The organism is Acetobacter sp., assembly GCF_047723915.1.
Classification (GTDB): Bacteria; Pseudomonadota; Alphaproteobacteria; order Acetobacterales; family Acetobacteraceae; genus Acetobacter.
Map to the genome: position 1 here is coordinate 72,770 of NZ_JBDOBQ010000007.1, position 24,450 is coordinate 97,219.

At 62.7% G+C, this 24,450-nt stretch carries 18 protein-coding genes; 16 read left to right on the forward strand and 2 right to left on the reverse strand.

The genetic code is table 11. The features are described from left to right. Nucleotides 1–3 precede the first annotated feature (3 nt). From ABF990_RS06115 to ABF990_RS06145, 7 genes are read left to right on the forward strand one after another with little or no spacing between them, the layout of a single operon-like run. Complete coding sequence (locus ABF990_RS06115) at nucleotides 4–1,089, forward strand: hypothetical protein (protein ID WP_415500603.1); 1,086 nt, start codon at nucleotides 4–6, stop codon at nucleotides 1,087–1,089. A 33-nt stretch (nucleotides 1,090–1,122) separates the two neighbouring features. Then, nucleotides 1,123–3,291 carry a peptidoglycan D,D-transpeptidase FtsI family protein gene (locus ABF990_RS06120; RefSeq protein WP_415500602.1) on the forward strand — a complete coding sequence of 723 codons (2,169 nt, stop codon included), beginning with the start codon at nucleotides 1,123–1,125 and terminating at the stop codon, nucleotides 3,289–3,291. Continuing rightward, complete coding sequence (locus tag ABF990_RS06125) at nucleotides 3,288–4,775, forward strand: UDP-N-acetylmuramoyl-L-alanyl-D-glutamate--2,6-diaminopimelate ligase (RefSeq protein ID WP_415500601.1); 1,488 nt, start codon at nucleotides 3,288–3,290, stop codon at nucleotides 4,773–4,775. Before ABF990_RS06120 ends, ABF990_RS06125 begins: the two co-directional genes overlap by 4 nt. After that, nucleotides 4,772–6,193, forward strand: coding sequence for a UDP-N-acetylmuramoyl-tripeptide--D-alanyl-D-alanine ligase (locus ABF990_RS06130; protein ID WP_415500600.1), 1,422 nt, complete (start codon nucleotides 4,772–4,774; stop codon nucleotides 6,191–6,193). The genes ABF990_RS06125 and ABF990_RS06130 overlap by 4 nt, the downstream gene beginning before the upstream one ends. 8 nt (nucleotides 6,194–6,201) lie before the next feature. Then, nucleotides 6,202–7,287 (forward strand): phospho-N-acetylmuramoyl-pentapeptide-transferase, encoded by a 1,086-nt coding sequence (gene mraY / locus ABF990_RS06135; RefSeq protein ID WP_415492308.1) that lies wholly within the window; start codon nucleotides 6,202–6,204, stop codon nucleotides 7,285–7,287. Beyond that, complete coding sequence (gene murD / locus ABF990_RS06140) at nucleotides 7,284–8,696, forward strand: UDP-N-acetylmuramoyl-L-alanine--D-glutamate ligase (RefSeq protein ID WP_415500599.1); 1,413 nt, start codon at nucleotides 7,284–7,286, stop codon at nucleotides 8,694–8,696. Before mraY ends, murD begins: the two co-directional genes overlap by 4 nt. A 3-nt stretch (nucleotides 8,697–8,699) precedes the next feature. Next, nucleotides 8,700–9,842 (forward strand): FtsW/RodA/SpoVE family cell cycle protein, encoded by a 1,143-nt coding sequence (locus ABF990_RS06145; protein ID WP_415500598.1) that lies wholly within the window; start codon nucleotides 8,700–8,702, stop codon nucleotides 9,840–9,842. A gap of 256 nt (nucleotides 9,843–10,098) precedes the next feature. Here ABF990_RS06145 and ABF990_RS06150 read toward each other — a convergent pair whose 3' ends face one another. Beyond that, complete coding sequence (locus tag ABF990_RS06150; RefSeq protein ID WP_415506523.1) at nucleotides 10,099–11,502, reverse strand: glucosyltransferase domain-containing protein; 1,404 nt, start codon at nucleotides 11,500–11,502, stop codon at nucleotides 10,099–10,101. Between the two features lie 124 nt (nucleotides 11,503–11,626). After that, the gene (locus ABF990_RS06155; RefSeq protein ID WP_415500214.1) at nucleotides 11,627–12,562 is read right to left on the reverse strand and encodes a glycosyltransferase family 2 protein; all 936 of its coding nucleotides are present in this window, start codon (nucleotides 12,560–12,562) and stop codon (nucleotides 11,627–11,629) included. Between the two features lie 857 nt (nucleotides 12,563–13,419). Here ABF990_RS06155 and murG point away from each other — a divergent pair. The 9 genes from murG (at nucleotide 13,420) to bamD (ending at nucleotide 24,320) form a co-directional block, all read left to right on the forward strand. Next, the gene (gene murG / locus ABF990_RS06160) at nucleotides 13,420–14,565 is read left to right on the forward strand and encodes an undecaprenyldiphospho-muramoylpentapeptide beta-N-acetylglucosaminyltransferase (protein WP_415500213.1); all 1,146 of its coding nucleotides are present in this window, start codon (nucleotides 13,420–13,422) and stop codon (nucleotides 14,563–14,565) included. Beyond that, nucleotides 14,562–15,995 (forward strand): UDP-N-acetylmuramate--L-alanine ligase, encoded by a 1,434-nt coding sequence (gene murC, locus ABF990_RS06165; RefSeq protein ID WP_415500212.1) that lies wholly within the window; start codon nucleotides 14,562–14,564, stop codon nucleotides 15,993–15,995. Before murG ends, murC begins: the two co-directional genes overlap by 4 nt. 65 nt (nucleotides 15,996–16,060) lie before the next feature. Beyond that, nucleotides 16,061–16,978, forward strand: a complete 918-nt coding sequence (gene murB / locus ABF990_RS06170; protein WP_415500217.1) for a UDP-N-acetylmuramate dehydrogenase — start codon at nucleotides 16,061–16,063, stop codon at nucleotides 16,976–16,978. An 8-nt stretch (nucleotides 16,979–16,986) separates the two neighbouring features. Continuing rightward, nucleotides 16,987–17,922 (forward strand): D-alanine--D-alanine ligase, encoded by a 936-nt coding sequence (locus ABF990_RS06175; protein ID WP_415500211.1) that lies wholly within the window; start codon nucleotides 16,987–16,989, stop codon nucleotides 17,920–17,922. After that, nucleotides 17,919–18,920, forward strand: a complete 1,002-nt coding sequence (locus ABF990_RS06180; RefSeq protein WP_415500210.1) for a cell division protein FtsQ/DivIB — start codon at nucleotides 17,919–17,921, stop codon at nucleotides 18,918–18,920. Before ABF990_RS06175 ends, ABF990_RS06180 begins: the two co-directional genes overlap by 4 nt. Next, nucleotides 18,913–20,343 carry a cell division protein FtsA gene (gene ftsA, locus ABF990_RS06185; protein WP_415491613.1) on the forward strand — a complete coding sequence of 477 codons (1,431 nt, stop codon included), beginning with the start codon at nucleotides 18,913–18,915 and terminating at the stop codon, nucleotides 20,341–20,343. Before ABF990_RS06180 ends, ftsA begins: the two co-directional genes overlap by 8 nt. Before the next feature lie 87 nt (nucleotides 20,344–20,430). Beyond that, nucleotides 20,431–21,981, forward strand: coding sequence for a cell division protein FtsZ (ftsZ, locus tag ABF990_RS06190; protein WP_415500209.1), 1,551 nt, complete (start codon nucleotides 20,431–20,433; stop codon nucleotides 21,979–21,981). A gap of 166 nt (nucleotides 21,982–22,147) precedes the next feature. Next, a complete protein-coding gene (gene lpxC / locus ABF990_RS06195; protein ID WP_415500215.1) occupies nucleotides 22,148–23,131 on the forward strand; it encodes a UDP-3-O-acyl-N-acetylglucosamine deacetylase in 984 nt (327 codons plus the stop codon). Between the two features lie 148 nt (nucleotides 23,132–23,279). Continuing rightward, nucleotides 23,280–24,320: an outer membrane protein assembly factor BamD gene (gene bamD / locus ABF990_RS06200; RefSeq protein WP_415491611.1), complete on the forward strand. Its 1,041-nt coding sequence runs from the start codon at nucleotides 23,280–23,282 to the stop codon at nucleotides 24,318–24,320. Nucleotides 24,321–24,450: the final 130 nt, after the last annotated feature.

Genomic DNA, 24,450 nt, shown 5'->3' on the forward strand with positions numbered 1-24,450 from the left:
CCCATGTTCCCACGTCCGTTCACGTGCTGCTGCGCCGCTCTGGCCATTGCTTCGGGGTTCTTCCTTTATACGAAAAAACACCAGACCACCGTTCTTGACCAACAGATCTCGGGCATTGTGCAGGAGACCGAGCATGTGCGGGCCCAGACCTCCATGCTGCGCACCGAGTGGGCGCTTGAAAACCAGCCTGAACGGCTGGCCCAACTGGTGACACGCCACACCACCAACCTGCACGCCATGGACCCCGCGCAGTTCGTGCGCATGGCCGATCTGGTACAGCACCTGCCCGCCGTCACCAAAGCCACGCCAACCGAGACCGCCGCACCTGCGGTGGCACTCGTGGCCGCGGCCGAAACCCGCGTGACACAGGCGCCACCCGTGCGTGACCGCGCCGATCTGGCCAGCCAGACCGTGACGGCACCCGCCTTGGTCGCCGCCGCGCACCGCGTTGCCGAACCGCATGAACATGCTCCCGTTCTGGTAGCCGACAACAGCGCCCTGCCAGCCCATGCCATGGCCCATGCACCGCTGCCTGCCCCAATGGCTGCTGCTCCCGTAGCTGCCAACGCAGCCCCCCCTGTCGCAGCCCGCCAGGCAACCTCTCTGCCGGTTCCTGCTGCCGTATCGGTCGCGGCGGCTCGCCCTGCGCCAGCCGCTGTCGCGGTGGCGATGTCTGAGGGGGCTCCCACGCCCCGCGCACCACAGGCCCGACGCCAGATTGCCGAGCGCACCCATGCACAATCCGATTCCCGACTGGATTCCATGCTGGCTGAGCTGAATGCCCCCGAACCCACGGTACAGCACCGCAAAGCAGCCGTAACCGCCGTGGCATCGACCGCGCGCGGGACGTCTGCTGCCAGCGTAACACCGGGCAGCACCCCGTACCGCGTGGCGCAGGCGGCCGATGCACCGGCGGCCATCCGCCATCCGCTGCCTGCCTCGGTGGCAAGCTGGCACCCCGCACGCACGGCCCGGACCACAATCGCCAGTGGCTATATGGAAGCGCGCGCGACTTCCGGTTATACGGGGGGCTCTCTGCTGGGCCGTGGTGGCGACAGCCTGCCGCCGCCCGTGCCGGTTACGAACTGACACTTTGTCCAATGATCGTTTTTTCAGACTGACATGGCATCACCCCCGCACGACATCCGACCACCCCATGAGGGCGGCATAACGGGGGTAAGCCCGCGCGTGCGCGCGCACCGTGAACAGATGCATGTCCGGCTGCTGGCGGTGGCCGGGGGCTTCTGCCTGCTGTTCGCCGGTGTCACGGCCAAGCTGACCCTGGCCACGGTCATCAACCCCATGGCGCCGGAAAAGCGGCAGATCGCGCCGCAGGTTCCCGACATTCCCAAAATCGACCCGCATGCGGGGCTTGCGGGCGACTTTTCGCTGCCGCAGGTGCACCGGGCCTCCATTATCGACCGTAACGGGCAGACCCTGGCGCTGTCCCTGCCCGTGGCCCAGGTTTACGCCAACCCGCAGGAACTGATCGACCCGGCGGAGATCGCCCACAAGCTCAAATCCGTCCTGCCCGACCTGAACGAGGAGGAAACCACAAAGCGGCTCTCGCGCCCCAAGCAGTTCGTGTACATCGCGCGTGACATCACCCCCCAGCAGGAACTGGCGATCAATAACCTCGGCATTCCGGGCATTTATTTCGAACCCGGCGAACAGCGGCATTACCCGCTGGGCCGCATGGCCGCCCAGATCATGGGGGCTGTGGATATTGACGACCATGGCATTGCCGGGGTCGAACGGTTTTTCGACAAACGCCTGCTGTCCAGCCACCGCCCGCTGCGCCTGTCGCTGGATATTCGCGTACAGTCCGCCGTGCGGGAAGAAGTGGCCAACGCCATGCAGACCTTCCAGGCCATTGGCGCGTGCGGCATTGTCATGGACGTGCGCACGGGCGAGGTGGTGGCCATGGTCAGCCTGCCCGATTTCGACGCCAACGGGTTCGCCCACGCCACCAACGACGAACGCTTCAACCGGGCTGTGACCGGGCTTTACGAACCGGGTTCGACCTTCAAGCTCCAGACCGCCGCCATGGGGCTTGCCACCGGTACCATCCATATCTGGGACAGTTTTTCCTCCATTCCCCTGCGGATCGGGCGCTTTACCATCCGCGACATGAAGAACGACCATTTCGCGCCCTGGCTGTCCCTGCCGGAAGTCATGGCCTATTCATCCAACCCGGCAGCGGCCCATATCGCGCTGGACGTGGGCGGCGTCAGGCAGGCCAACTGGCTGCGCGACATGGGTTTTTTCGCGCCCGTTCCCATCGAACTGCCCGAAGCCGCGCGCCCGCTGGTGCCGCGCCAGTGGGGGCTGGCCACCACCATGACCGTGGGTTTCGGCCATGGCGTGGCCGAACCGCCACTGGCCATCGTGCGCGGCACCGCCGCGACCGTAAATGGCGGCATACTGGTCAAGCCCACCCTGCTCGACACCGAGGACGGGGGCGATACGGACCCGGCGGACACCACTCCCCTGCTTTCCGGCGCACAGGCCGGAATACAGGCGGGAATACCGACCGCCGGGCTGCCGAACGGCGCAGCCAGTGCAATGGCCAACGGGACGGTGGACGCAACGCCTTATGCAACGGCGGGCGGAACACCCCGTGGGATGGCTGTCGGCCAGCAACCCGCATTGCCCGGCGCGCCTGTACCCGCGCACGCGGCGCAGGTGTCCCCCTCCGGTCCGGACGCAGTGGTAACCCCGCAGGGGCCGCGCGTCATGTCGGAGAACGTATCCGCCCTGCTGCGCCGGCTGCTGCGGCTTGACGTAACGCAGGGCACGGGGCGCACGGCGGAATCGGCCGGGTATTTCGTGGGTGGCAAAACGGGCACGGCCGAAAAGATCGGCCCGCATGGCGGCTACCTCAAGCATGTCAACATTGCCGCGTTTACGAGTATTTTCCCCATGAACGCGCCGCGCTACGCGGTGTATGTCATGCTGGACAGCCCGCAGGCCACACCCCAGACCCATGGCTGGACCACCGCGGGCTGGAACGCGGCCCCCACCGTGTCCAAGATCGTGTCGCGGATCGGCCCCATGCTCCAGATTTTTCCCGACATGGCGCACGCAGCCCAGATCGATGCGCAACTGGCCCTGCCCATGCACCCGTCCGTACCGCGTGGCGTCCGACCGCTCGGCCCCGGCAACGACCCCGGAGACCCCCGCAACCAGGCCATGGAACAACGTGCCGCAAAAACGAGCGCATCCAGGGCGACCGGCAAACAGGTTCTGGCAGACCGCCGAAAATCCAGCCAGGAGACGCTATCCGAATGAGTCTGCCGCTTTCCAGTCTGTTACTTGCGGCTGACCTGCCGCCAACCGGGCAGGACGACATATCTGTCAGCGCCATAACGGCCGACAGCCGGGATGTACGGCCCGGCACGCTGTTCGCGGCCCTGCCCGGCGTAAAAACAGACGGTCGCGACTATATCGGGCAGGCGGTGGAACGTGGGGCCGTGGGCATTGTCGCCCCCGAGGGCACGCAATGGCCGCGGGGCGTTGCCTTGCGCCCGCTTGTTTGCGCCCCCAGCCCGCGCCACGCGCTGGCCAGGATGGCCGCAGCCCTTGCCGGACCGCAGCCCGGCTGCCTGGTTGCCGTGACCGGCACCAACGGCAAGACCAGCACCACGGATTTTCTGCGCCAGATCTGGACCCTGCAGGGCCACAAGGCGGCTGCCATCGGCACGCTGGGCCTGACGGGGCTTGAAGACATGCCGCCGGGGGCAGCCCCCATTACCATGCCGCACCTGACAACACCCGACCCGGTAGCCCTGGCCAACGGCCTTGCCGCGCTGGAACGGCTGGGCGTGCACCATGTCGCGCTTGAAGCGTCATCCCACGGGATCGCACAGGAACGTCTTGACGGGCTGGTGCTGAGTGCCGGTGCTTTCACCAACCTCACGCGTGATCATCTGGACTATCACGGCACGCTGGAAGCTTATCGCGAGGCCAAGCTTGGCCTGCTGCGCACCCTTTTGCCAGAAGGGGCATTGGCCGTTGCCAACGCGGACATGGACCCCACGACGCTTGAAGCCATAAAGGACATAGCCAGCGTACGCAGGCTCAGGCTGCGCACGGTGGGGGAAAACGGTGCCACGCTGCGGCTGCTGAACCAGCGTGCCCTGCCCGTGGGGCAGGAACTCAGCCTGGACTGCAACGGGCAGAAAATGAACGTCTCGCTGGCGCTGCCTGGGCGTTTCCAGGCCGACAACGCCCTGCTGGCCGCATGCCTGGCGGCGGAGGACGAATCCGAACTGCCCGCAATTCTTGGCATGCTGCCCCTGCTCCAGGGCGTGCGCGGGCGCATGGAACGCGCCGCCGTGCTGCCCGGCGGGGCCTGCGCCTATGTCGATTACGCTCACACGCCCGACGCTCTGGCCCGGCTTCTGGCGTCGCTACGCCCGCATGCACGGGGCAAGCTGGTTGTGGTGTTCGGCGCGGGCGGCGACCGTGACAGGGGCAAGCGCCCGCTCATGGGGCAGGAGGCGCTGCGCGGGGCGGATATCGCCATTATTACCGACGACAACCCCCGCTCGGAGAACCCGGCCGCCATCAGGGCCGATATATGGGCCGGGGCGCCAAGCGCGCTCGAAATCGCGGACCGACGCACCGCCATTGCCGAAGCACTGGCCCTGCTCGGCCCCGAAGACGTGCTTGTGGTCGCAGGCAAGGGCCATGAACAGGGGCAGATCATCGGCACCGAGACCCTGCCCTTTGACGATGTTGACGTGATCAGAACACTTGCGGGGCAGGCATGACGGTTTTATGGACCCGCGCGGAATTGCAGGCCGCGACCGGCGGGCGTTTCATGGGCCGGCAGGTCGACCGGTTCAGGAACGACTGCGCGGCAGAGATCACGGGTATTTCCATCGACACCCGCACCCTGCGCACGGGCGACCTGTTCATAGCCCTCAAGGGCGATAGCAGCGACGGCCACGCCCATATCGCCACCGCACTGGAAAAAGGCGCCGCCGCTGTCATGGCGCATGACGGCGGCGGTCTGCACGATGCCCGGATCCTGCTGGTGGACGACACCATGGCGGGCCTGCAGCACCTGGCGCTGGCCGCGCGCGCGCGCTTTGCGGGCAAGGTGGTCGCAATCACCGGCAGTGTGGGCAAGACCACCACCAAGGACATGCTGCGGCTGTGCCTGCAGGCGACCGGCCCCACCCATGCGGCCGAAGCATCCTACAACAACCACTGGGGCGTGCCGCTGACCCTTGCCCGCCTGCCGCGTGACGCAGCCTTCTGCATCAGCGAAATCGGCATGAACCACCCGGGCGAAATCCTGCCGCTGGCCCGCATGGTCCGCCCCGATGTGGCTGTCATCACCACCATCGGTTCGGCGCATCTGGGGCACATGGGCAGTCTGGACGCCATTGCGCGCGAGAAAGCCTCCCTTATGGCCGCCCTGCCCGCAGGGGGGATCGCCATTATTCCCGATGACGCCCATGGGCCCGATATTCTGGCCCATGCGGGCCAGCAGGCCGGGGCCGTGTTATGGCCGGCAGGCACTGGTGCCCATAGTGCGGCACGTCTGACACAACTGCGCACAGGGGCCGATGGATCGGACTTTACAGTCGTGTTCGCCGGCCCGGCTGCCAGGCCCGATGTTGCCGTGCATCTGGCGGCCCCCGGCCTGCACCTGGTACGCAACGCCGTGGCCGCACTGGCCGCCTGCGCCGCCGTGGGCGCGAATGTCCAGGCCGCCGCAGCCGCCCTTGGCGCGTTCGAACCCGGCAAGGGGCGCGGCGCGCTGACACGGATTGCGGGTGGCGACATCACCCTGCTGGACGAAAGCTATAATGCGTCCGCGGCTTCTGTGCGGGCCGCGCTGGACGTGCTACGCCACATTCCGGCCAGCCGCCGCATTGCCGTTCTGGGCGACATGCGCGAGCTGGGTGATTTTTCAACCACGGAGCATGGCACCCTGGCCGAACCGGCCGCCCTGTCTGCCGATCTTGTTTTTTGCTGCGGACCCCATATGAAAACCCTTTTCGAGGCACTGCCTCCAGACCGTCGCGGTGCCTGGGCCCCTACAGCCGCCGCCCTGGCCCCCCATGTCTGCGCGGCGCTTAGAAAAGGAGACGCCATTGTGGTCAAAGGCAGCCTTGGCAGCCGCATGCGCGACGTAATCGGCACCCTTGAGGCCCTTGGCCCGATGGGAGAAGGCTGATGCTGTATATGCTGGCGTCCGACGCCATCCATAGCGGGCATGTCACGCTGCTGAACCTGCTGCGCTACATTTCCTTCCGGGCGGGTTGCGCGTGCCTGACAGCACTTGGCCTGAGCCTGCTGCTGGGCAGACCCTTCATTGCTCAGTTGCGCCGGATCCAGCGCGGTGGCCAGCCCATTCGCGCCCTGGGGCCTGAACGCCACATTGTGGAAAAAGCGGGTACCCCGACCATGGGTGGCGTGCTGATCCTGATCGCGCTCAGCGTCTCCATGCTGCTCTGGGGCGACCTTCAGAACGGGTTCGTCTGGGCCGTGTGGCTGACCACGCTGGGTTTTGGCGCGATCGGATTCATGGACGATTACCGCAAACTGACCCGGCGCAACACGGACGGGCTTTCCAAACGCGCACGGCTGGGGGGCGAATTCGCAATTTCGCTCGTATGTGGCGTGTGGCTCCAGTCCCTGATGCCGCCTGACCTTGCCAACCAGCTTGCCTTTCCTTTCGCCAAGGACCTGCTGCTGCCGCTGGGTATTCTCTTTCCCGTGTTCGCCATGATCGTCATTGCCGGTTTCGGCAACGCCGTAAACTTTACCGACGGGCTGGACGGGCTGGCCATAGGGCCGGTGATTATCGCAGCCCTTGTCTTTGCCATTCTGTCCTATCTGGTGGGCAACCACGTCTTTGCCGACTACCTGCAGGTGCATGCGGTGCCCGGCACCGGCGAGCTTGCCGTGTTCTGCGCGGCCCTTGTGGGTGCGGGGCTCGGGTTCCTGTGGTTCAATGCGCCCCCGGCCTCGGTCTTCATGGGGGATACGGGTTCGCTCTCGCTGGGGGGAGCGCTGGGGTCGCTGGCCGTGGCCATCAAGCATGAACTGGTTCTTTGCATTGTCGGCGGGCTATTCGTGGTGGAAACCCTGTCGGTCATTATCCAGGTGTCCTGGTACAAACGCACCGGCCGACGGGTGTTCCTGATGGCGCCTGTCCACCACCATTTCGAAAAGAAAGGCTGGGCCGAGCCCAAGATTGTCGTGCGGTTCTGGATCATTTCCATCGTGCTGGGCATGTGCGGCCTGGCAACGCTGAAACTGCGATGAGCACTTTTTCCCCCACGCTGTTTGCGGGCAAGCGGTTCGCCGTGTTCGGGCTGGGCCGCAACGGCCTGCCCGTGGTGCGCACCCTTGCGGCCTGCGGGGCCAGCGTACAGGCATGGGACGACGGGGAAGCCGCACGCCACGCACTGGCCACGCATATTGCCGCATCGCTCCATGGCGCGGGCGATATCGCGCTATGGCCCTTCGATACGCTGGACGGGTTCGACGCGCTGATCCTCTCACCCGGCATTGCGCATTATCTGCCCGCCCCGCACCCGATCGCGCTGATGGCGCAGGCCGCGGGCGTTCCTGTCCTGAGCGACGCCGAACTGCTGTACCAGGCCGTGCGCCTGTCTAGCAGCAAGGCCCGTTTTGCAGGGATTACCGGCACCAACGGCAAGTCCACCACCACGGCCCTGCTGGCCCATATCCTGTCAGGGTCCGGGGTGCCGGTGGCTGCGGGCGGTAACCTTGGGCCGGCAGCGCTCAGCCTGCCGCTCCTGCCCGATCATGGCGTGTACGTGCTGGAAATGTCGTCCTACATGCTGGAACGGCTGACGACCCTGCGCTTCGATACCGCCTGCCTCCTGAACCTGACCCCCGACCATCTTGACCGCCACGGCGACATGGCCGGCTACACACGCGCCAAATGCGAGATTTTTGCCCGCCAGACCGCGCAGGATCAGGCCGTGATCGGCATGGACGACGCGCTCTGCACAGCACTTGCCGCCACACTGGCCAAAGGCCCCGCCCGGTGCGAAACCATTTCCGGCTCCGACCCGGCCTGTTCCTATTACGGGCATGACGGCGCGATCTGGCATGACGGAGGAGCCGTAGCGCAGCCTGGCCCTGCCCTGCCCGGCACCCATAATGCCCAGAACGCGGCCGCCGCGCTGGCCATGGCGCATTTTCTTGGCGTTGCGGATGCCCAGGCGGCACAGGGTGTGCTCTCCTTCCCCGGCCTGCCGCACCGCCAGCAGCGCGTGGCCCAGTGCGCGGGCGTGACATTCATCGACGACAGCAAGGCCACCAACGCCGATGCCGCCGCCCGGGCCCTAGGCTGTTACGACCGGCTGGTCTGGATTGCCGGGGGCATGGCCAAAGCGGGCGGCATTGCCACGCTGGCACCCTATTTCGGGCGTATTGTTCATGCCTACCTGATCGGGCGGGACGCGGCTTTGCTGGCTGCCACGCTGGAGGACCATGGCGTGGCGTATACTGTGGCGGAAACGCTGGAAAACGCGGTGCCCGCAGCCTACCAGCAAGCCAGCGAGACCGGGGTGCCGGTTGTGCTGCTGTCCCCTGCCTGCGCCAGTTTCGACCAGTTTTCGGGGTTCGAGGCACGGGGGGCCCGTTTCGCGCAGCTGGCCCAGGAGGTCTGCGCGCAGTATACGGACGAAACAGGAGCGTGACCCATGGCCGGTTATTCCCGCACCGATGACTCGCCTTTTGGCCGCTGGTGGCGCCATGTCGACCGCACCACCCTTGTCTGCACCTTCATTCTGATCGGCTTCGGCTATATTCTCATGCTGGCGGCAAGCCCCGCCGTTGCGGTGCGCATTGGTGCATCGCGCAACATGTTCATTTTCAAGCAGGTCGCGTTCCTGACGCTGGCCGGGCTGATCGTGGTCAGTGTCTCCATGCTGTCGCGCCGGGCCGTGCTGCGCCTCTCGCTAGTGGGGGGGGCGCTCATGCTTGGGGCCACGGCCCTTACCCTTGTGCACGGCATCGAAATCAAGGGGGCGCGGCGCTGGATCGCGCTGCCCATGATGTCGCTCCAGCCATCCGAGTTTCTCAAGCCCTGCTTTGCCGTGGTGACGGGGTGGCTGCTTGCGCAGCGGCGGGTAGCGGGGCTGATACCCGGCATGCTGGTCAGTTTCGCGCTGTTCGGGGTCATTGTGCTGCTGCTCAAGTCCCAGCCCGATATCGGCATGCTTACGGTCATTACCGCGGTATTTCTTGCCCAGCTTTTTGTGAATGGGTTGAACCTGATTTTTGTAGGCATGGGCTTTGCGGGCATGATCGGGGCGGGCGTGGGGGCGTTTTTCATTTTCCCGCATGTGCGTTCACGCGTTGAGCGCTTTCTCCACCCCGACGTGGGCGACCACTACCAGATCGACACCGCCATGCGTGCCTTTGGCAATGGTGGCCTGCTGGGCCGTGGCCCGGGAGAAGGCCGCGTCAAGGACCTGCTGCCCGACGCCCATGCGGATTTCGTGTTCGCCGTGGCTGGCGAGGAATACGGTCTGGTCATCTGCGCGCTGATTATTACCGTATTCGGCATTATTGTCGTGCGCACCCTGCTGCGCCTGATCCGTGAGGACGATCCTTTCGTGGTTATTTCCACCGCGGGCCTGGTAACGGGCTTCGGCCTTCAGGCGTTCGTCAACATGGCGTCCAGCCTGCACCTTATCCCCACCAAGGGCATGACGCTGCCATTCATCTCCTATGGCGGGTCTTCCGCCATGTCGGTGGCGCTGGCCATTGGCATGGTGCTTGCCCTCACGCGGCGGCAGCCCGGACTGGAAACCCGCAAGATCAGCTCTTTGTTTCGCTAGGCCATTATGCCTCACCAGATCCCCCGATAGTAGCTGAGATGTAACCCACATTGGGGGCCCGGCGAGGGAGCCGCAGGTGTCGTCGATAGAATCAACTGCGCAGGAGCAAGATAGGTCCCGTCGTCATGTCAGGATGCCGGGTCAATCCTTCTCCGACGCATGATCGGTCGTTTTTCCATGCGATCCGATAACGTGCGAAAAGCGCCCCGATGTGCCGACGCAGCAGGCCATACATTAAAATCGTCTGCGCACATCATCACATGCACGCCAAAATAGCATTATCTGAAAGATGATGCAGATATCCCGGCACCGGAAAACGCACTGAGCTATGACATTGGGTTTCCTGGGCTAGGGTAGGCGTGCTGATAGACCACTCAACATTACCAGCTTCATAAAGTAGCCCTTTGATTGACCATGGAACCAAGAAGGTTGAGCCAGAATAAGTCGCTAAGTCAGGCACTACCGAAAGGGAAGCTGGAGGTTGATTCTGAGTAAGAATTTTCACATCCTTGATCAAGGACCATGCGACGCTCATATCCCAGCGGTTTTGCTTAAGCTGTTTTGTCAGGAAATCATTGCATATCATCATGGAATGCAAGGAAAAAGCGAACATAACCCCGGCCAGAACCCGATTGAATGCATCAGAAATGCCACAGATCCAGACAACCCACAACGCGATAATAAAATGGATGCCGAGCAATGTTCGTGGCGTAGGCTCCCAACGCTCCAGAATGGAAAGAGGCAGCAGAACAAGTGCGTATAAAGCCAACACAGCTAAAAAGATCAAGCTGACAGACATGCCGCGCTTTAAAAAAGCCAGCATACTCAAACCAACCAACACAACAGCGAAACAGATTTTTACACTCGCATACTGCAAATTGAGAGCCAGAATGAATTTTGTTATGTCATATATATCGTGAAGCCTTTGCGGAATACCCGAAAAATGCAGTAGAGCACCTCTCTGATCCCAGTCATTTTCTCCAGCAAGATGCTTGGTCGCTGCAAAAAGAATTACATAAAGTACAACACTCCCCAAAGGAGCAGCAAAAGCCTTCGCGACAAAAGCAAACGAAAGTCTGGTGCCTTCGTAATTCTCTTTGATAAGAAGAAATGCTGGATAAACAAAAACAAAGATAATAAAAATCTGATAACAACCAAGAGCAAGCGCAGAAAAAATAGCAGAAAATAATATAGTTACAGAATTAGTTTGCCGAGACATATATTTTTCATGGTAATATATACCACACACAATAAATGCAAAACCAAACCCTGTATTGAAAGCAGCTTCCCGATAATTCAGCAGGGTCACCATAAAGGGACTGGAACCAATATAGGTACCCGCCGAAGCCAAAAGCCAACGGTTGAAGGTTTGGGGTGTACAGCTATAAAGAATATAAGTAATCAAAAACGAATAAAGCAATAAAGCTAGACATTCAAATCCAAAGCCTACATTGAACATACTCAGATGTAGAGAGTTCATGCAATGGACGATAAACCCTTCTGTAAAACGCCCTTGATTGAGAAAAAAGGCCGTAGGAAGAAATGTCCGACCTGTCAGAAAATCATCCGGCGTGTAACCAGGAAGCAAGACCTGCCCAAAACTCAATAATGATGAAGAAAAAACTATTAAAAATAATACAATAAATGGCTTTTCTGTCATTTTCTGCATGATCTTTTAATCCCATTGTCTTTATTTTATGTAGAATAACGCCACACAAAGAAAAATATATGATGCCATTTAAAAGCAATAGAAACCTTTTAAGCATCTGAAATAGAGAGCATATTTACTTGGCCTGATAAATCTTTCTTACCAAATATATAGGTCGCTGCTTTGTTTCCATATAAATACGACCAATATACTCTCCCAGCATGCCAATACTGACAATCTGAATGCTACCAAAGAATGTTACGGCAAAGAAGATTGAGGCATAGCCCGGCACAGAATTTCCAAGCAACAGCGTTCGTCCCACAATAAACAAGCCATAGAACAATGCACAAATCGCCCCAACAGTGCCAAGATAGGTCCAGGCGCGGATCGGAAGGGTCGAAAAACTGGTCAGACCTTCAAGGGCGAAATTCCACAAGGCCAAGCCTGAAAATTTGGTTTCACCAGCGTGGCGTGCGGCGCGTACATAATCCAGCGTGACCGTGCGGAAACCGACCCACGCATACAGCCCTTTCATGAAGCGCTGACGCTCCGGAAGCCGCTGGAGCGCGTCGACGACACATCGGTCCATCAAGCGAAAATCCCCGACATTGGAGGGGATTTTGATCTTGGATAGTCTGTTATGCAGGGAATAGAACCATGACGCCGTCAGGCGTTTAGCCGCACTGTCCGATGACCGGTCCAAGCGTCGCCCCAGCACGACTTCAGCGCCGTTTTTCCATGCGTCTATCATATCTGGAATGAGTTCGGGCGGATCCTGCAAATCGGCGTCAATGACAATGACAGCGGAACCAGTCGCGGCATCAAGACCGGCCGTCATGGCGGCCTCTTTCCCGAAATTGCGGGATAACTCAACAATCCTGAACTGACGATCCCGCTCGGATAGCGCAATCAGCCGCTGGAGAGTATTATCTCGGCTACCATCATCAACACAGACGATTTCCCACTCTGTACCAGGAATGGCAGCGAGAACAGGCATGATGGTGCGTGCGAAGAGGTCAATACTTTCCCCTTCATTATAAAACGGCACAACCAAGGAGATAAGACTTGACATTGGCGAACTGTGATCCACACTCATAATGCATCAAGAATTTCCACATTGTGAAAACACCTTGATTTAACAAATAATATGTTTTTTCCTTTATTTTGGAAATAGATAAATTGCTCATACACAGAGTAATGCCCAATCACCTACCTCGCAAATGACCGTGCTTACTTCGTGACGCCACCTTCCTGATTACCCCGCCTACATTCAGCATCACACGACCTCCATAGATATCCGCTCTGGGCCATCATATGCGTGGATGCGAAAAAAAAATGTCGGGACATATCGATGCTTCGATCGGCAATATCAGTGACAAGCAAGCAGACATCCAGACAGGAACAGTGAACGTTTTCTATATAATGCCCGCTGGCACGGGGGCTACACTCCCTTGACCCAGGCTGAACAGGTCTTTCATGCAGCATGGATGCCATCGCGATTTCATAGCCCGATCACGCGATCCATGACTATCATGTTCAGCAAATCCGACACAGTTCAGCCACATCAATCGGCTTTAAACAGACAGGCCCCGGTGGGAGACAAACCCGCCGTGGAGAAAGCAGGCGCTTTACCAGCATTGCGGCGGCTCCACATCCGGTCCCGGTTGCAATGTCCAAGGCGCCCCGCTATGCCTGATCCAGGCGCGGTCGCCCCCGATCCGGGCGTTCCTGCTGAGCCATTTCTGCGCCACGTCGTGGGTAATTTGGGGTGACAAAGGTGACGGGTGGTGACATAAAAATCCATCAATTCCAGCGCCATAGATGCACGAGCGCCTGCGCCTTTCGCCCCGAGTCCGCGCTCATGCCGCCCCAACCGGGTGGCGCGCGGGCGGGCGGCTTTGTCACCACAATCAGACACTGGCGGTTGGTATGAGGCCCTGTACCATTGTTATCGCGGCTGGCGGCACAGGGGGGCATTTTTTCCCTGCCGAGGCACTGGCCGAAACACTGGCAGCCCACGGGCACACGCTCATCCTCATGACCGACGAACGCGCGGGCAGACGGACAAGCGGCGTATTCGCAAAAGGGGCGCAGTATGTACTGCCCGGTGCGGGCGTTGCCGGGCGCGGCCCGGTGCGGGCTATCCGCGCCGGTCTGGTCCTGCTGCGCAGCGCCTACAAGGCAAGGGCCATCCTGCGCGATATCCGGCCCGACGCGGTGGTGGGCTTTGGGGGCTACCCCTCCGTGGCCCCAATGCTGGGGGCGCGCATGCTGGGCCGCAAGCACCCCCGGCTGATCATCCATGAAGGCAACGCCGTGCTGGGCCGCGCCAACGCCGTGCTGTCGCGCTTTGCCGATGTCATCGCGACATCCTTCCCCATTGTGGCCAAGCTGCCCATCGGCTCGCCCACGGTGCTGACCGGCATGCCCGTACGGCCGGCCATTGCCGCCCTTGCGGGTGAGCCCTGGTCCCCTCCGGCCGAGCGGATCAACCTGCTGGTGTGGGGCGGGTCACTGGGGGCGCGCGTGTTTTCGCAGGTGGTGCCAGCGGCCCTGGCCCGCCTACCCGACGACATGAAAGCCCGCCTGCACGTCACCCAGCAGGCCCGGGCGGATGACGTGGACAGCGTGCGCGCCGCCTACGCCCAGACGGGCATTGCCGCGCGGGTCGAACCTTTTCTGAACGACGTGCCGGACCTGCTGCGCACCGCGCACCTGGTGATCGGGCGGGCCGGCGGGTCTTCGGTGGCGGAAATCACCACGGCCGGGCGCCCTTCCATTCTGGTTCCGCTGCCTATTGCCGCGAGCGACGAACAGACCGAAAACGCGCGGGCCGTAACCGAGGCGGGCGCGGGATGGATGATCCGCCAGCCCGATTTTACGCCCACCACGCTTGCCGCCCATCTGACGGACCTGTTCCACACGCCGGATGACCTTGCGCGCGCCGCCACGGGAGCAGCCAGCCTGGCCCGCCCGGACGCCGCCCAGAACCTCGCCAATGTAGTAGAAGAATGCCTCCAGTTTTTTCCATTTCCTGCGCACCCAGCCTCCAGCGGGGAGAAGACACGCCCATGAGAGCCCTCCCTCTTTCCATCGGGACCATTCATTTCGTCGGGATCGGCGGGATCGGCATGTCCGGCATTGCAGAGGTGCTGCACCTGCTGGGCTATAGCGTGCAGGGCACCGACATTGCCGAAAGTGCCAATGTCAAACGCCTGCGGGCAACGGGTATTCCCGTCACCATCGGGCATAATGCCGACAATCTGGGCAGCGCGCAGGTTGTCGTGATTTCCACCGCCGTCAAGCGTGACAACCCCGAGGTGGTGGCTGCCCGCGCGCGGCTGATCCCGGTTGTGCGCCGGGCGGAAATGCTGGCCGAACTCATGCGCCTGCGCTGGGCCGTGGCAGTTGGCGGCACGCATGGCAAGACAACGACCACAAGCCTTGTCGCTGCCGTGCTGGAAGCCGCAAAGCTGGACCCGACGGTTATCAACGGCGGCATTATCGAGGCCTACGGCACCAACACCCGCATGGGCAAAGGCGACTGGATGGTGGTGGAAGCCGACGAAAGCGATGGCTCCTTCCTGCGCCTGCCCTCGGTCATTTCCGTTATCACCAACATGGACCCTGAACATCTGGACCACTGGGGCACGGCCGAAGCGATGGAAGCGGGTTACGACCAGTTCGTCTCCAACGTGCCGTTCTACGGGTTTGCGGTGCTGTGCATCGACCATCCGTCCGTGCAGCAGATGATCCCGCGCCTGTCCGACCACCGCATTGTCACCTACGGGTTTTCGCCCCAGGCCGATGTGCGGGCCGAAAAAGTGATAACCGACAAGCTGGGCGCAACGTTCGAGGTCACGCTGACCGACCGCGTGACCCGCCGCACCCGCAAGGCCGGGCCATTCCGCCTGCCCATGCTGGGGTCGCACAACGTGCAGAACGCCCTTGCCGCCATTGCCGTCGCCACCGAAATGGATATCAGCGACGACGTGATCCGTTCCGGCCTGGCCAGTTTCCGGGGTGTGAAGCGCCGCTTCACCCGCACGGGCGAGACGGCAGGCATTACCGTGATCGACGATTACGGCCACCACCCGGTCGAAATCGCCGCCGTGCTCAAGGCCGCGCGGCAGGCGGGGGCGAACCATGTCATCGCGGTCATGCAGCCACACCGCTATTCGCGCCTGAAAACGCTGTTCTCGGATTTCTGCGCCTGCATGAACGACGCGGATACCGTGATCGTGAGCGATGTCTACGCCGCGGGCGAAGACCCCCTGCCCGAAGCCAGCCGCGACAAGCTGATCGAAGGCCTGCGCGAACGCGGGCACCGTTCGGTAGTGCCGCTTTCCAGCCCGGAGCACCTGCCGGAAATGATCAATGCCATCGCCAAACCCGGTGACTACGTGGTGTGCCTGGGGGCAGGCACCATCACCCACTGGGCACAGGCCCTGCCTGCCCAGCTTGCCGCCCTGAAAGCGCAGAGCAAAGGCGGCAGCGCGGCATGAACACCCCTGCCCCCGGCGTGCCGGCCACGGCTAACACCACGCTGGACGCCCCGATCCTGAACGACATGGTGCGCCACGCGTTCGATACGGCACGCGGGCGGCTGACCCCGCAGGCCCCCCTTGGCGCGCGCACGTGGTTCCGCGTCGGGGGTGCTGCCGAATGGCTCTACCAGCCGGCCGATACGCAGGATCTGGCCGATGTGCTGGGCCGCCTCTCCCCCGAACTGCCCGTGACCACGCTGGGGGCCTGCTCGAACGTCATCATCCGTGATGGCGGGCTGGACGGTATTGTGATCCGCCTTGCCCGTGGCTTTGCCGATATCGCGGTGGAGGCTGACGGCATTGTAGCGGGCAGCGCCTGCCTGGATGCGACCGTTGCCGAACACGCGGCGCAGGCAGGACTGGCCGGGCTGGAGTTTCTGGCGGGTATTCCCGGCTCCATCGGCGGGGCGGTACGCATGAACGCGGGGGCTTACGGGTCCGACATGGCCGCCGTGCTGGACTGGGCGGAGGTCATGACCCGCGACGGCGCCCTGATCAGACTCGATAACGCGACCCTGCGCTTTGGCTACCGCCGTTCCGGCCTGCCCGAAGGGGCCGTAGTGGTCCGCGCCCGCCTGCACGCCACCCCGGACGACAAGGCCGAAATCGCACGCCGTATCGCGGGCGTTCGCGCCGCGCGTGAAGGGTCTCAGCCCGTACGCGCCCGCACGGGTGGTTCCACCTTCCGCAACCCCGATCCTTCGGTCACCACACGCAAGGCATGGGAACTGATCGATGCGGCAGGGTGCCGGGGCCTGCGCCGGGGCGATGCGCAGGTCAGCGAAAAACACTGCAACTTCCTTATCAATCTGGGCGGCGCATCCGCCGCCGACCTCGAAGGGCTGGGGGATGAGGTGCGCGAACGCGTGGCCCAGCATTCGGGCGTAAGCCTGCATTGGGAAATCAAGCGGCTTGGCAGAATGGAGACAACACCCCGATGACGGCCCCCATGACATCCGCAAAACGTATAACCGTGCTGATGGGCGGCCTGTCATCCGAACGCGAAGTCAGCCTGCGTTCGGGCCAGGGTGCGGCCGAGGCCCTGGCCAGCCTGGGCCATGTCGTCAGCACGCTGGACCCCGGGGCCGATCTTGCGGGCCTGGTCACCAGCCTGGCAGAGCAGAAGCCCGACGTGGTGTTCAACGCCCTGCATGGCCGCTTTGGCGAGGATGGCTGCATTCAGGGCATACTGGACTGGATGGGCCTGCCCTACACGCATTCCGGCGTACGGGCTTCGGCCACGGCCATGAACAAGGCCGCCGCCCGGCAGGTGTTTCTGGCAGCCGGCCTGCCTGTGGCCGAAGGCCGCGTGATCGACATTGCCGAACTGGCGGAAAAAGACCCCCTGCCCACGCCTTATGTGGTCAAGCCCGTGTGCGAAGGGTCGTCCGTGGGGGTGTCCATTATCCGCCCCGGCTCCAATGCCCGCCCGGCCATCGTGCGGGACTGGACATTCGGCCCCCAGGCTCTGGTGGAGCGCTTTATTCCGGGGCGGGAAATCACGGTCGGGGTCATGGGCACGCGCGCGCTGACCATAACCGACATCACCCCCAGCGCCGACGGCCACGATTTTTACGACTATACCGCCAAATACGCGGCTGGCGGGTCGCGCCATGTCCTGCCGGCCCAGATCGCCCCCAGGGTCGCGCAACAGGCCCTGGAAGTCGCCGTGGCGGCGCATCAGGCGCTGGGCTGCACGGGTGCATCCCGCGCGGACTTCCGGCTGGACGACACGACCGCCACGCCAGAACTCATCCTGCTTGAGGTCAACACCCAGCCGGGCATGACCGCGACATCGCTGCTGCCCGAACAGGCAGCCTATTGCGGCATTTCGTACCCGGAACTGTGCAACTGGCTGGTTGAGCAGGCCGCCTGCCGCACATGAGGCCAAGCACCCCACCGGACCGTCCTTCGCGCCTGAAGCTGTTTCTGAAACGGCAGAAGCAGCTTGTACGGCCCTTGGCGGGGTTGATCGTGCTGGCGGCACTGGGCGGGGTCGCTTACAGGGCGCTCCAGCTCCCGTCCATGCAGCAGAAGCTGGCCCCGCTGCAGAACAGGCTGCTGGGCACCAATGCCCTGCGGGTTACCTCCATCACCATTGAAGGCGCGCAACTGACCGACGAGGCCGCCATACGCCGCGCCCTTGCCATTTCGGTCGGGGACCCGGTGCTCAGCTTCAGCGTCTCGGCGGCGCGGGAACGGCTGAACGCCCTGCCCTTTATCGACCATGTCAGCGTGGCCCGCCACCTCTCGGGCGAGATCGACGTGTCCATTGTCGAACGCCCACCCTATGCCGTGTGGCAGCATCAGGGCCATTTTACGCTCATCGACCGTCAGGGCCAGCCGGTACCGGACCAGGGGGCCAATGGCAAGGATGCCCAGGCCTTTACAAAACTGCCATTGGTCGTGGGCGACGGCGCGAACGAAGCCGCAACATCCCTGATAGACATACTGGCGGCCGAACCGGACCTGAAAGCGCGGGTCACGGCGGCGGTGCGCGTCAGCAACCGCCGCTGGAACCTGACCCTGCGCGACGGCGCGACCGTGCTGCTGCCCGAGGGGGAAGAAGCCCCGGCCATTCACCGCCTGATGCAACTGAACACCACAACGCAGTTGCTGGACCGCCCCGTGGCGTTTATTGACATGCGCCTGCCCGACCGGCTGACAGTGCGCGAACGCCCCCCGGCCAGAGATCCGCAGGCCATCCCGGACACGCAGGCCGACGGTCCCGCAACGCCCCCCACGGACGGCGCCACAGTGGATACCTCCGGAGGAGCCAGCACCCACCCCGCGGCCCCGACGGGTGAAGCCCAGGCCAGACCACCCCACCCACCGGCGAAAGCCGCCCGGAAAACAGCAGCGGAGGATACACAGAATGAATGACGCGGCGCGTTCACCCTCTCCGTCCGACCTGTCCGAACGGCTGCAACGCAAACGCGGCGCGGCCCCGGCCAGCCTGTCGCTGCATGTGGGCGGGGCGGAAGGCGCCGTGCCCCTGCCACCCAGCGAAAAAAAGCGCCACGTGCCGCAATGGCGCAGCGGCTACACGGCGGTACTCGATATCGGGTCCAGCAAGATCACCTGCCTGATCGGCAAGGGGGAGCCCAATGGCACCCTGCGCGTGACAGGGTATGGCTGGCGCAAGTCGGCGGGTGTGCGCAACGGCGCCATTACCGAACTGCGCGAGGCCGAAGCCGCGATCCGGGCAACCGTGGCGCAGGCCGAAACCATGGCCGAACGCCCCATAGACAAGGTTGTGGTCAACCTGTCCTGCGGGCATCCGGCCAGCCGCCTGTTCAATGTCCACTGGCCCATTGGCGGGCGCGTGGTCAGTGAAGCCGACATCCGCCGCGTCGTGACCGAAGGACGCGTGCAGGCCGCAGTCCAGGGGCGCGAGGTCATTCATACCCTGCCCATAGACTTCACGGTCGACGATACCGAAGGCGTGTCCGACCCCAGGGGGCACCTGTGCGAAACACTGCGCGCGCGGCTGCACATCATCGATGCCGCGACCACCGCCCTGCTCAACCTCGAAACCGTGCTGGCCCGCACAGAACTGAAAATGGAGGCCCTTGTGTCCTCCCCCCTCGCGTCCGGCCTGTCGGTGCTGGACGCGGATGAGCGCGACCTGGGCACCACGGTGGTGGATATGGGCGGGGGCACCACGTCCCTTGCTGTTTTTGGGGAAGGGCAGTTGCTGCACACCGCCCAGATCGGGGTGGGCGGGCTGCATGTCACGCGCGATATAGCGCGCGGGCTGAGCACATCGCTCGACAATGCCGAACGGCTCAAGACCGTTTACGGCAGCGCCGACCTCGCCACCGATGTAGAGGACGACGTGCTGACTGTCGAATTGCTGGGTAACGACGTGCCGCAGTTCGAACAGATCTCCCGCGCGCAGCTTGGCCGTATCATCCGCCCGCGCATGGAGGAAACGCTGGAACTCGTGCGCGAGAAACTGGATGGCGCCGGACTTGGCATGGCCGCGGGCGGGCGCATCGTGCTGACAGGGGGCGGATCGCTCCTTGACGGCATACGCCCCCTGGCCGAACGCATTCTGGGCGCCCCCACCACAGTCGGGCGCGCGGGGGGGACCGGCTTCACCCGTTCGGTGCGCATGGGCAGGCCCAAACACATTGTCGGCCTTCCCGAAAACACCGCAGCAGCAGCCGGTTTTGCAACCGTTGCGGGGCTGCTGTTCTGGGCCGCCAGTGCCGAGCGCCCATGTGGCGATGTTGAATTCCGCGAGGCGGCACCAAGTGGTTTTTTACGCAAACTCGTCGCTTTTCTACGCGAGAGGGTTTGATCTGGTGCCAAGAACACTGGTAGAGTCTGCAGTAACAACGGTCTGACGACCCTTCAAGATAACCCCGTTAACATTCGGGAGCCGCCCATGACGCTCAACCTTACTGTTCCGCCCCAGACGCATGACGATTTCTCCCCGAAAATTACGGTTGTCGGGGTTGGCGGCGGCGGTACGAACGCGGTTGACAACATGATCGCCTCCAGCCTGAACGGGGTGGAATTCGTCGTTGCCAATACCGATGCGCAAAGTCTGGCCAAAAGTCTGGCCGACAACCGGATCCAGCTTGGCCCGCACCTGACCCATGGCCTGGGCGCAGGCGCCAAGCCCGAGGTCGGGCGCGCCGCGGCTGAAGAAGCATCGGACGAAATCGCCCGTTACCTGGACGGCGCGCATATGGTGTTCATTACCGCGGGCATGGGCGGTGGCACAGGCACGGGTGCCGCACCCGTTATTGCCCGCATGGCGCGCGAGCGTAATATCCTGACCATTGGCGTGGTCAGCAAGCCGTTCAAATACGAAGGCAAGCGCCGCGCCGATATTGCAGAAGACGGCATTCGCGACCTCCAGCAATATGTCGATACGCTGATCGTCATTCCCAACCAGAACCTCTTCCGTATCGCCAATGAGCGCACCACCCTGCGCGAGGCCTACAAGCTGGCGGACGAAGTGCTGAACATGGGCGTGCGCGGCGTCACGGATCTGATGATCGAGCAGGGCTACGTGAACCTCGACTTCGCGGATATCCGCAGCGTCATGGCCGAAATGGGCAAGGCGATGATGGGTACGGGCGAAGGCGAAGGTGAAAACCGCGCCGTGGAAGCAGCGGAGGAAGCCATTTCCAACCCGCTGCTGGAAGATACCTGCATGGCCACCGCCAAGGGCCTGCTGGTCAACGTGACCGGCGGCGAGGACATGACCTTCTTCGAAGCCGAGCAGGCCTTCAACCGGATCTGCGCGGAAGTGCCCGAAGAAGCCAACATGATCTTCGGCACCGTGATCGACGAAAAAATGAACGGGCGGATCCGCGTATCGGTTGTGGCGACCGGCATCGACACCCCCACCACGGGCGAACAACAATCCCCCCCGGCGCAGCCCCATGCACAGGTGGCGCCGCAGGCCGAAGCCCCCGCGACACGCCACCCCGCTACCCAGCAGGGTGCGCCCGGCGTGGCACCGCAGTACGACGCCCCGGCCCAGGGCCAGCCTGTCCAGCATACCAGCCCGACCCAGCCCGGCATTGGGCAGCAGCCCGCGCCCGCCACGGGCCCGGGTGGCGCGTTTGCAGGGGGCGTGTTCCCCGGCGGCATTTCCGGGACACCGCATGCATCGGCCCCGCCCGCGCATTCCCTGCCCGGACAGGCAGGCGCAGTCCGGTCGCAGGCCGCACCCGCCGCATCCAAACATGCCAACCTGTTCAGCGAACCGCCGCGCCCCGCCCCTTACCCGCAACAGGACCCCGCATCGCGCAGCCTGTTCGGCCGCGTAACCGGTGCATTCCGCCGCAATCCGGGTATGGACCCCCGACAGGAACCAGCCCCCCAGACACGCCCATCTGTCAGTCAGGCGGACCAGAATCAGGGACTGCGCCCGGATGAAGGAGAAAACGGGCTGGAAATTCCGACCTTTTTGCGCCGTTAAGGTCATTTTTTCTTCATAGTTCATTCATAAACTGTGCCGCCCGTCCCGTGGGCGGCACTTTTTTTATGTAATACTACGCAATAATCATTGACTCGCATTGGCCGATCACGGGCTTTAAATGTGATTATAGATATTTTCGGCCATCTAGACTTGGGATACCCGGATGATGGACAGCCTGCTGAGAGAAACGTCCTCTTCTTCCGTAACAGCGGAAACACGGACCTCTCCTGCGTTTCAACTGCGGGGCAAACCCGCCTTCGCGGTGCAGAAAACGCTCCGCCAGCCCATTTCCGCATCCGGCACGGGACTGCATACCGGTCAGGCCATCCGCCTTGTACTCCAGCCCGCGCCAGCGGGTCATGGTATTGTATTCCAGCGCACCGACCTGGCCGATGCCGCCCCCCTGCCCGCACGCTACGACACCGTTGTGGAAACACGCCTGAGCACGGTGCTGGGTGACAGCACCCGGTCCGAAAACCGCATAGCCACCATCGAACACCTTATGGCAGCATTCCACGGCTGCGGGATTGACAACGCCCGCGTGCTGGTGGACGGCCCGGAAATTCCCGTTTTCGACGGCTCTGCCGCTGATTTTGTTTTTCTGCTCGACTGTGCTGGAACGGTGGCGCAAGGCGCGCCCCGGCGGATGATCGAGGTTCTCAAGCCAGTGCGTGTCGAACAGGGCGATGCCTTCGTCGAACTGCTTCCCGCATCGGATGGAAAGCTGCATCTGTCCCTGAGCATCGATTTTGCCGCCAGGGCCATCGGCCATCAGAGCTGCACGCTGGATCTGAACAGCCGCACCTTCCGCGACCAGCTGGCCCGCAGCCGCACCTTTACGCTCCGCGCCGAAATCGAAGCCCTGCACAAGGCCGGGCTTGCGCGTGGCGGCTCGCTCGACAATGCCGTGGTGGTCGATGACGATCAGGTTCTCAACCCCGGCGGCCTGCGCTGCCCGGACGAATTCATCCGCCACAAGGTTATGGACGCCGTGGGGGATCTTTACCTGGCAGGTGGCCCGCTGACGGCGCATCTGCGCGGACATCGTTCAGGCCACGGGCTGAACAATCAGGTGCTGCGCAAGCTTTTTGCCGACCCCACAGCCTGGGGCTACGCCTCCGAACGTCAGGCCATTGTTGCCGCGGCGTGAACCGGGTGCGGCAGGATTGGCCCCGGCATACCCCAGAACATTATTCCGGAACTTTATTTTTTCCATGCACCGCTGACAAACGCCGTTTCCTGACTTTTCTTGACCGGCCGGCATGCTATAAGACCTTGTCTCTATCTGAAGAGCCGGTATGTCTGATATTTCTGTAAAAGCTTCGCCAGCCCGCCTTGGTCTGTCCCGCCTTCTTGCCACTGCCCTGCTGAGTGGGCTTGCGGGCTGCGGCCTGTTCAAGTCCGACAAGCCACAGGCCGTGCCCCAGATCGCACCGCCCGAAACGCTGTACAACAACGGCATCGATGCGCTACAGACCCATCGCTACGCGCTTTCCGCGATGGAATTTGAAGTGCTGCAACAGAATTATCCATATTCGGGCTACATCCCCAATGCCCAGCTGATGGAGGGCTACGCCTACTACCTTCAGGACAAATATCCTGAATCCGTTCAGCAGCTTAACCGCTTTATCAGCCTGCACCCGACCAGCACCGACGCCGCTTATGCCTATTACCTGCGCGCCCTGTGCTTTTACGAGCAGATTGCCGATGTCCAGCGGGACCAGCAGGGCACGGCGGAAGCCATGGACGCACTGGAAGAAGTGATCACACGCTTCCCCCAAAGCAAATATGCCCGTGACGCCCAGCTCAAGATCGACCTCTGCCGCGACCATCTGGCCGGCAAGGAAATGCTGGTGGGCCGCTATTACCAGCGCGAAAAGAACTATGAAGGCGCCATCAACCGCTATCAGCGCGTGGTGCAGGACTTCCAGACCACCAACCATGTGCCCGAAGCACTGGAACGCATGGTGGAAGTCTACCTGACACTGGGGCTGACCGATCAGGCCCGCAAATCCGCGACCGTTCTGGGCTACAACTATCCCGGCAGCGAATGGTACGCCTACGCCTATGACAAGCTGAAGTACCACCACGCCCTGAACAAGAACATGCCCCTGCCCGGCACACCGGCTGGATCGACCCTGACCCAGCATGGGCCCGAACCCGGAACGCCAGAGGCCAGCAAAGCAGTAGCCCCCGCCCCGGCCGCGTTGAACAAGGGTGCGGCCCCTCTTGATCTCAAGAAAGCGCCCGTAACCCCGGTCAAGACTGAACCCACGGAACCGGCCCCGACCATCAGCCCGGCCCCGCCACCGGTCACGCAGTCACGCGTGCTCAATTAAACCTGCGTCACATCCTTTTCTCTTGAAATAAGAACGAAGCGGGAACATACAGGGTAGGGAAGGCTGTCGGCATGGCAGCACGAGCAACTTAGCCTTGCCATTCCTGCGCGCCCAAAAGCGTATGCATGCA

Coding starts and splice junctions, on each gene's coding strand:
- ABF990_RS06115 (WP_415500603.1), top strand. CDS start 4: ATGTTCCCACGTCCGTTCACGTGCTGCTGCGCCGCTCTGGCCATTGCT.
- ABF990_RS06120 (WP_415500602.1), top strand. CDS start 1,123: ATGGCATCACCCCCGCACGACATCCGACCACCCCATGAGGGCGGCATA.
- ABF990_RS06125 (WP_415500601.1), top strand. CDS start 3,288: ATGAGTCTGCCGCTTTCCAGTCTGTTACTTGCGGCTGACCTGCCGCCA.
- ABF990_RS06130 (WP_415500600.1), top strand. CDS start 4,772: ATGACGGTTTTATGGACCCGCGCGGAATTGCAGGCCGCGACCGGCGGG.
- mraY (WP_415492308.1), top strand. CDS start 6,202: ATGCTGGCGTCCGACGCCATCCATAGCGGGCATGTCACGCTGCTGAAC.
- murD (WP_415500599.1), top strand. CDS start 7,284: ATGAGCACTTTTTCCCCCACGCTGTTTGCGGGCAAGCGGTTCGCCGTG.
- ABF990_RS06145 (WP_415500598.1), top strand. CDS start 8,700: ATGGCCGGTTATTCCCGCACCGATGACTCGCCTTTTGGCCGCTGGTGG.
- ABF990_RS06150 (WP_415506523.1), bottom strand. CDS start 11,502: ATGACAGAAAAGCCATTTATTGTATTATTTTTAATAGTTTTTTCTTCA.
- ABF990_RS06155 (WP_415500214.1), bottom strand. CDS start 12,562: ATGTCAAGTCTTATCTCCTTGGTTGTGCCGTTTTATAATGAAGGGGAA.
- murG (WP_415500213.1), top strand. CDS start 13,420: ATGAGGCCCTGTACCATTGTTATCGCGGCTGGCGGCACAGGGGGGCAT.
- murC (WP_415500212.1), top strand. CDS start 14,562: ATGAGAGCCCTCCCTCTTTCCATCGGGACCATTCATTTCGTCGGGATC.
- murB (WP_415500217.1), top strand. CDS start 16,061: ATGGTGCGCCACGCGTTCGATACGGCACGCGGGCGGCTGACCCCGCAG.
- ABF990_RS06175 (WP_415500211.1), top strand. CDS start 16,987: ATGACATCCGCAAAACGTATAACCGTGCTGATGGGCGGCCTGTCATCC.
- ABF990_RS06180 (WP_415500210.1), top strand. CDS start 17,919: ATGAGGCCAAGCACCCCACCGGACCGTCCTTCGCGCCTGAAGCTGTTT.
- ftsA (WP_415491613.1), top strand. CDS start 18,913: ATGAATGACGCGGCGCGTTCACCCTCTCCGTCCGACCTGTCCGAACGG.
- ftsZ (WP_415500209.1), top strand. CDS start 20,431: ATGACGCTCAACCTTACTGTTCCGCCCCAGACGCATGACGATTTCTCC.
- lpxC (WP_415500215.1), top strand. CDS start 22,148: ATGGACAGCCTGCTGAGAGAAACGTCCTCTTCTTCCGTAACAGCGGAA.
- bamD (WP_415491611.1), top strand. CDS start 23,280: ATGTCTGATATTTCTGTAAAAGCTTCGCCAGCCCGCCTTGGTCTGTCC.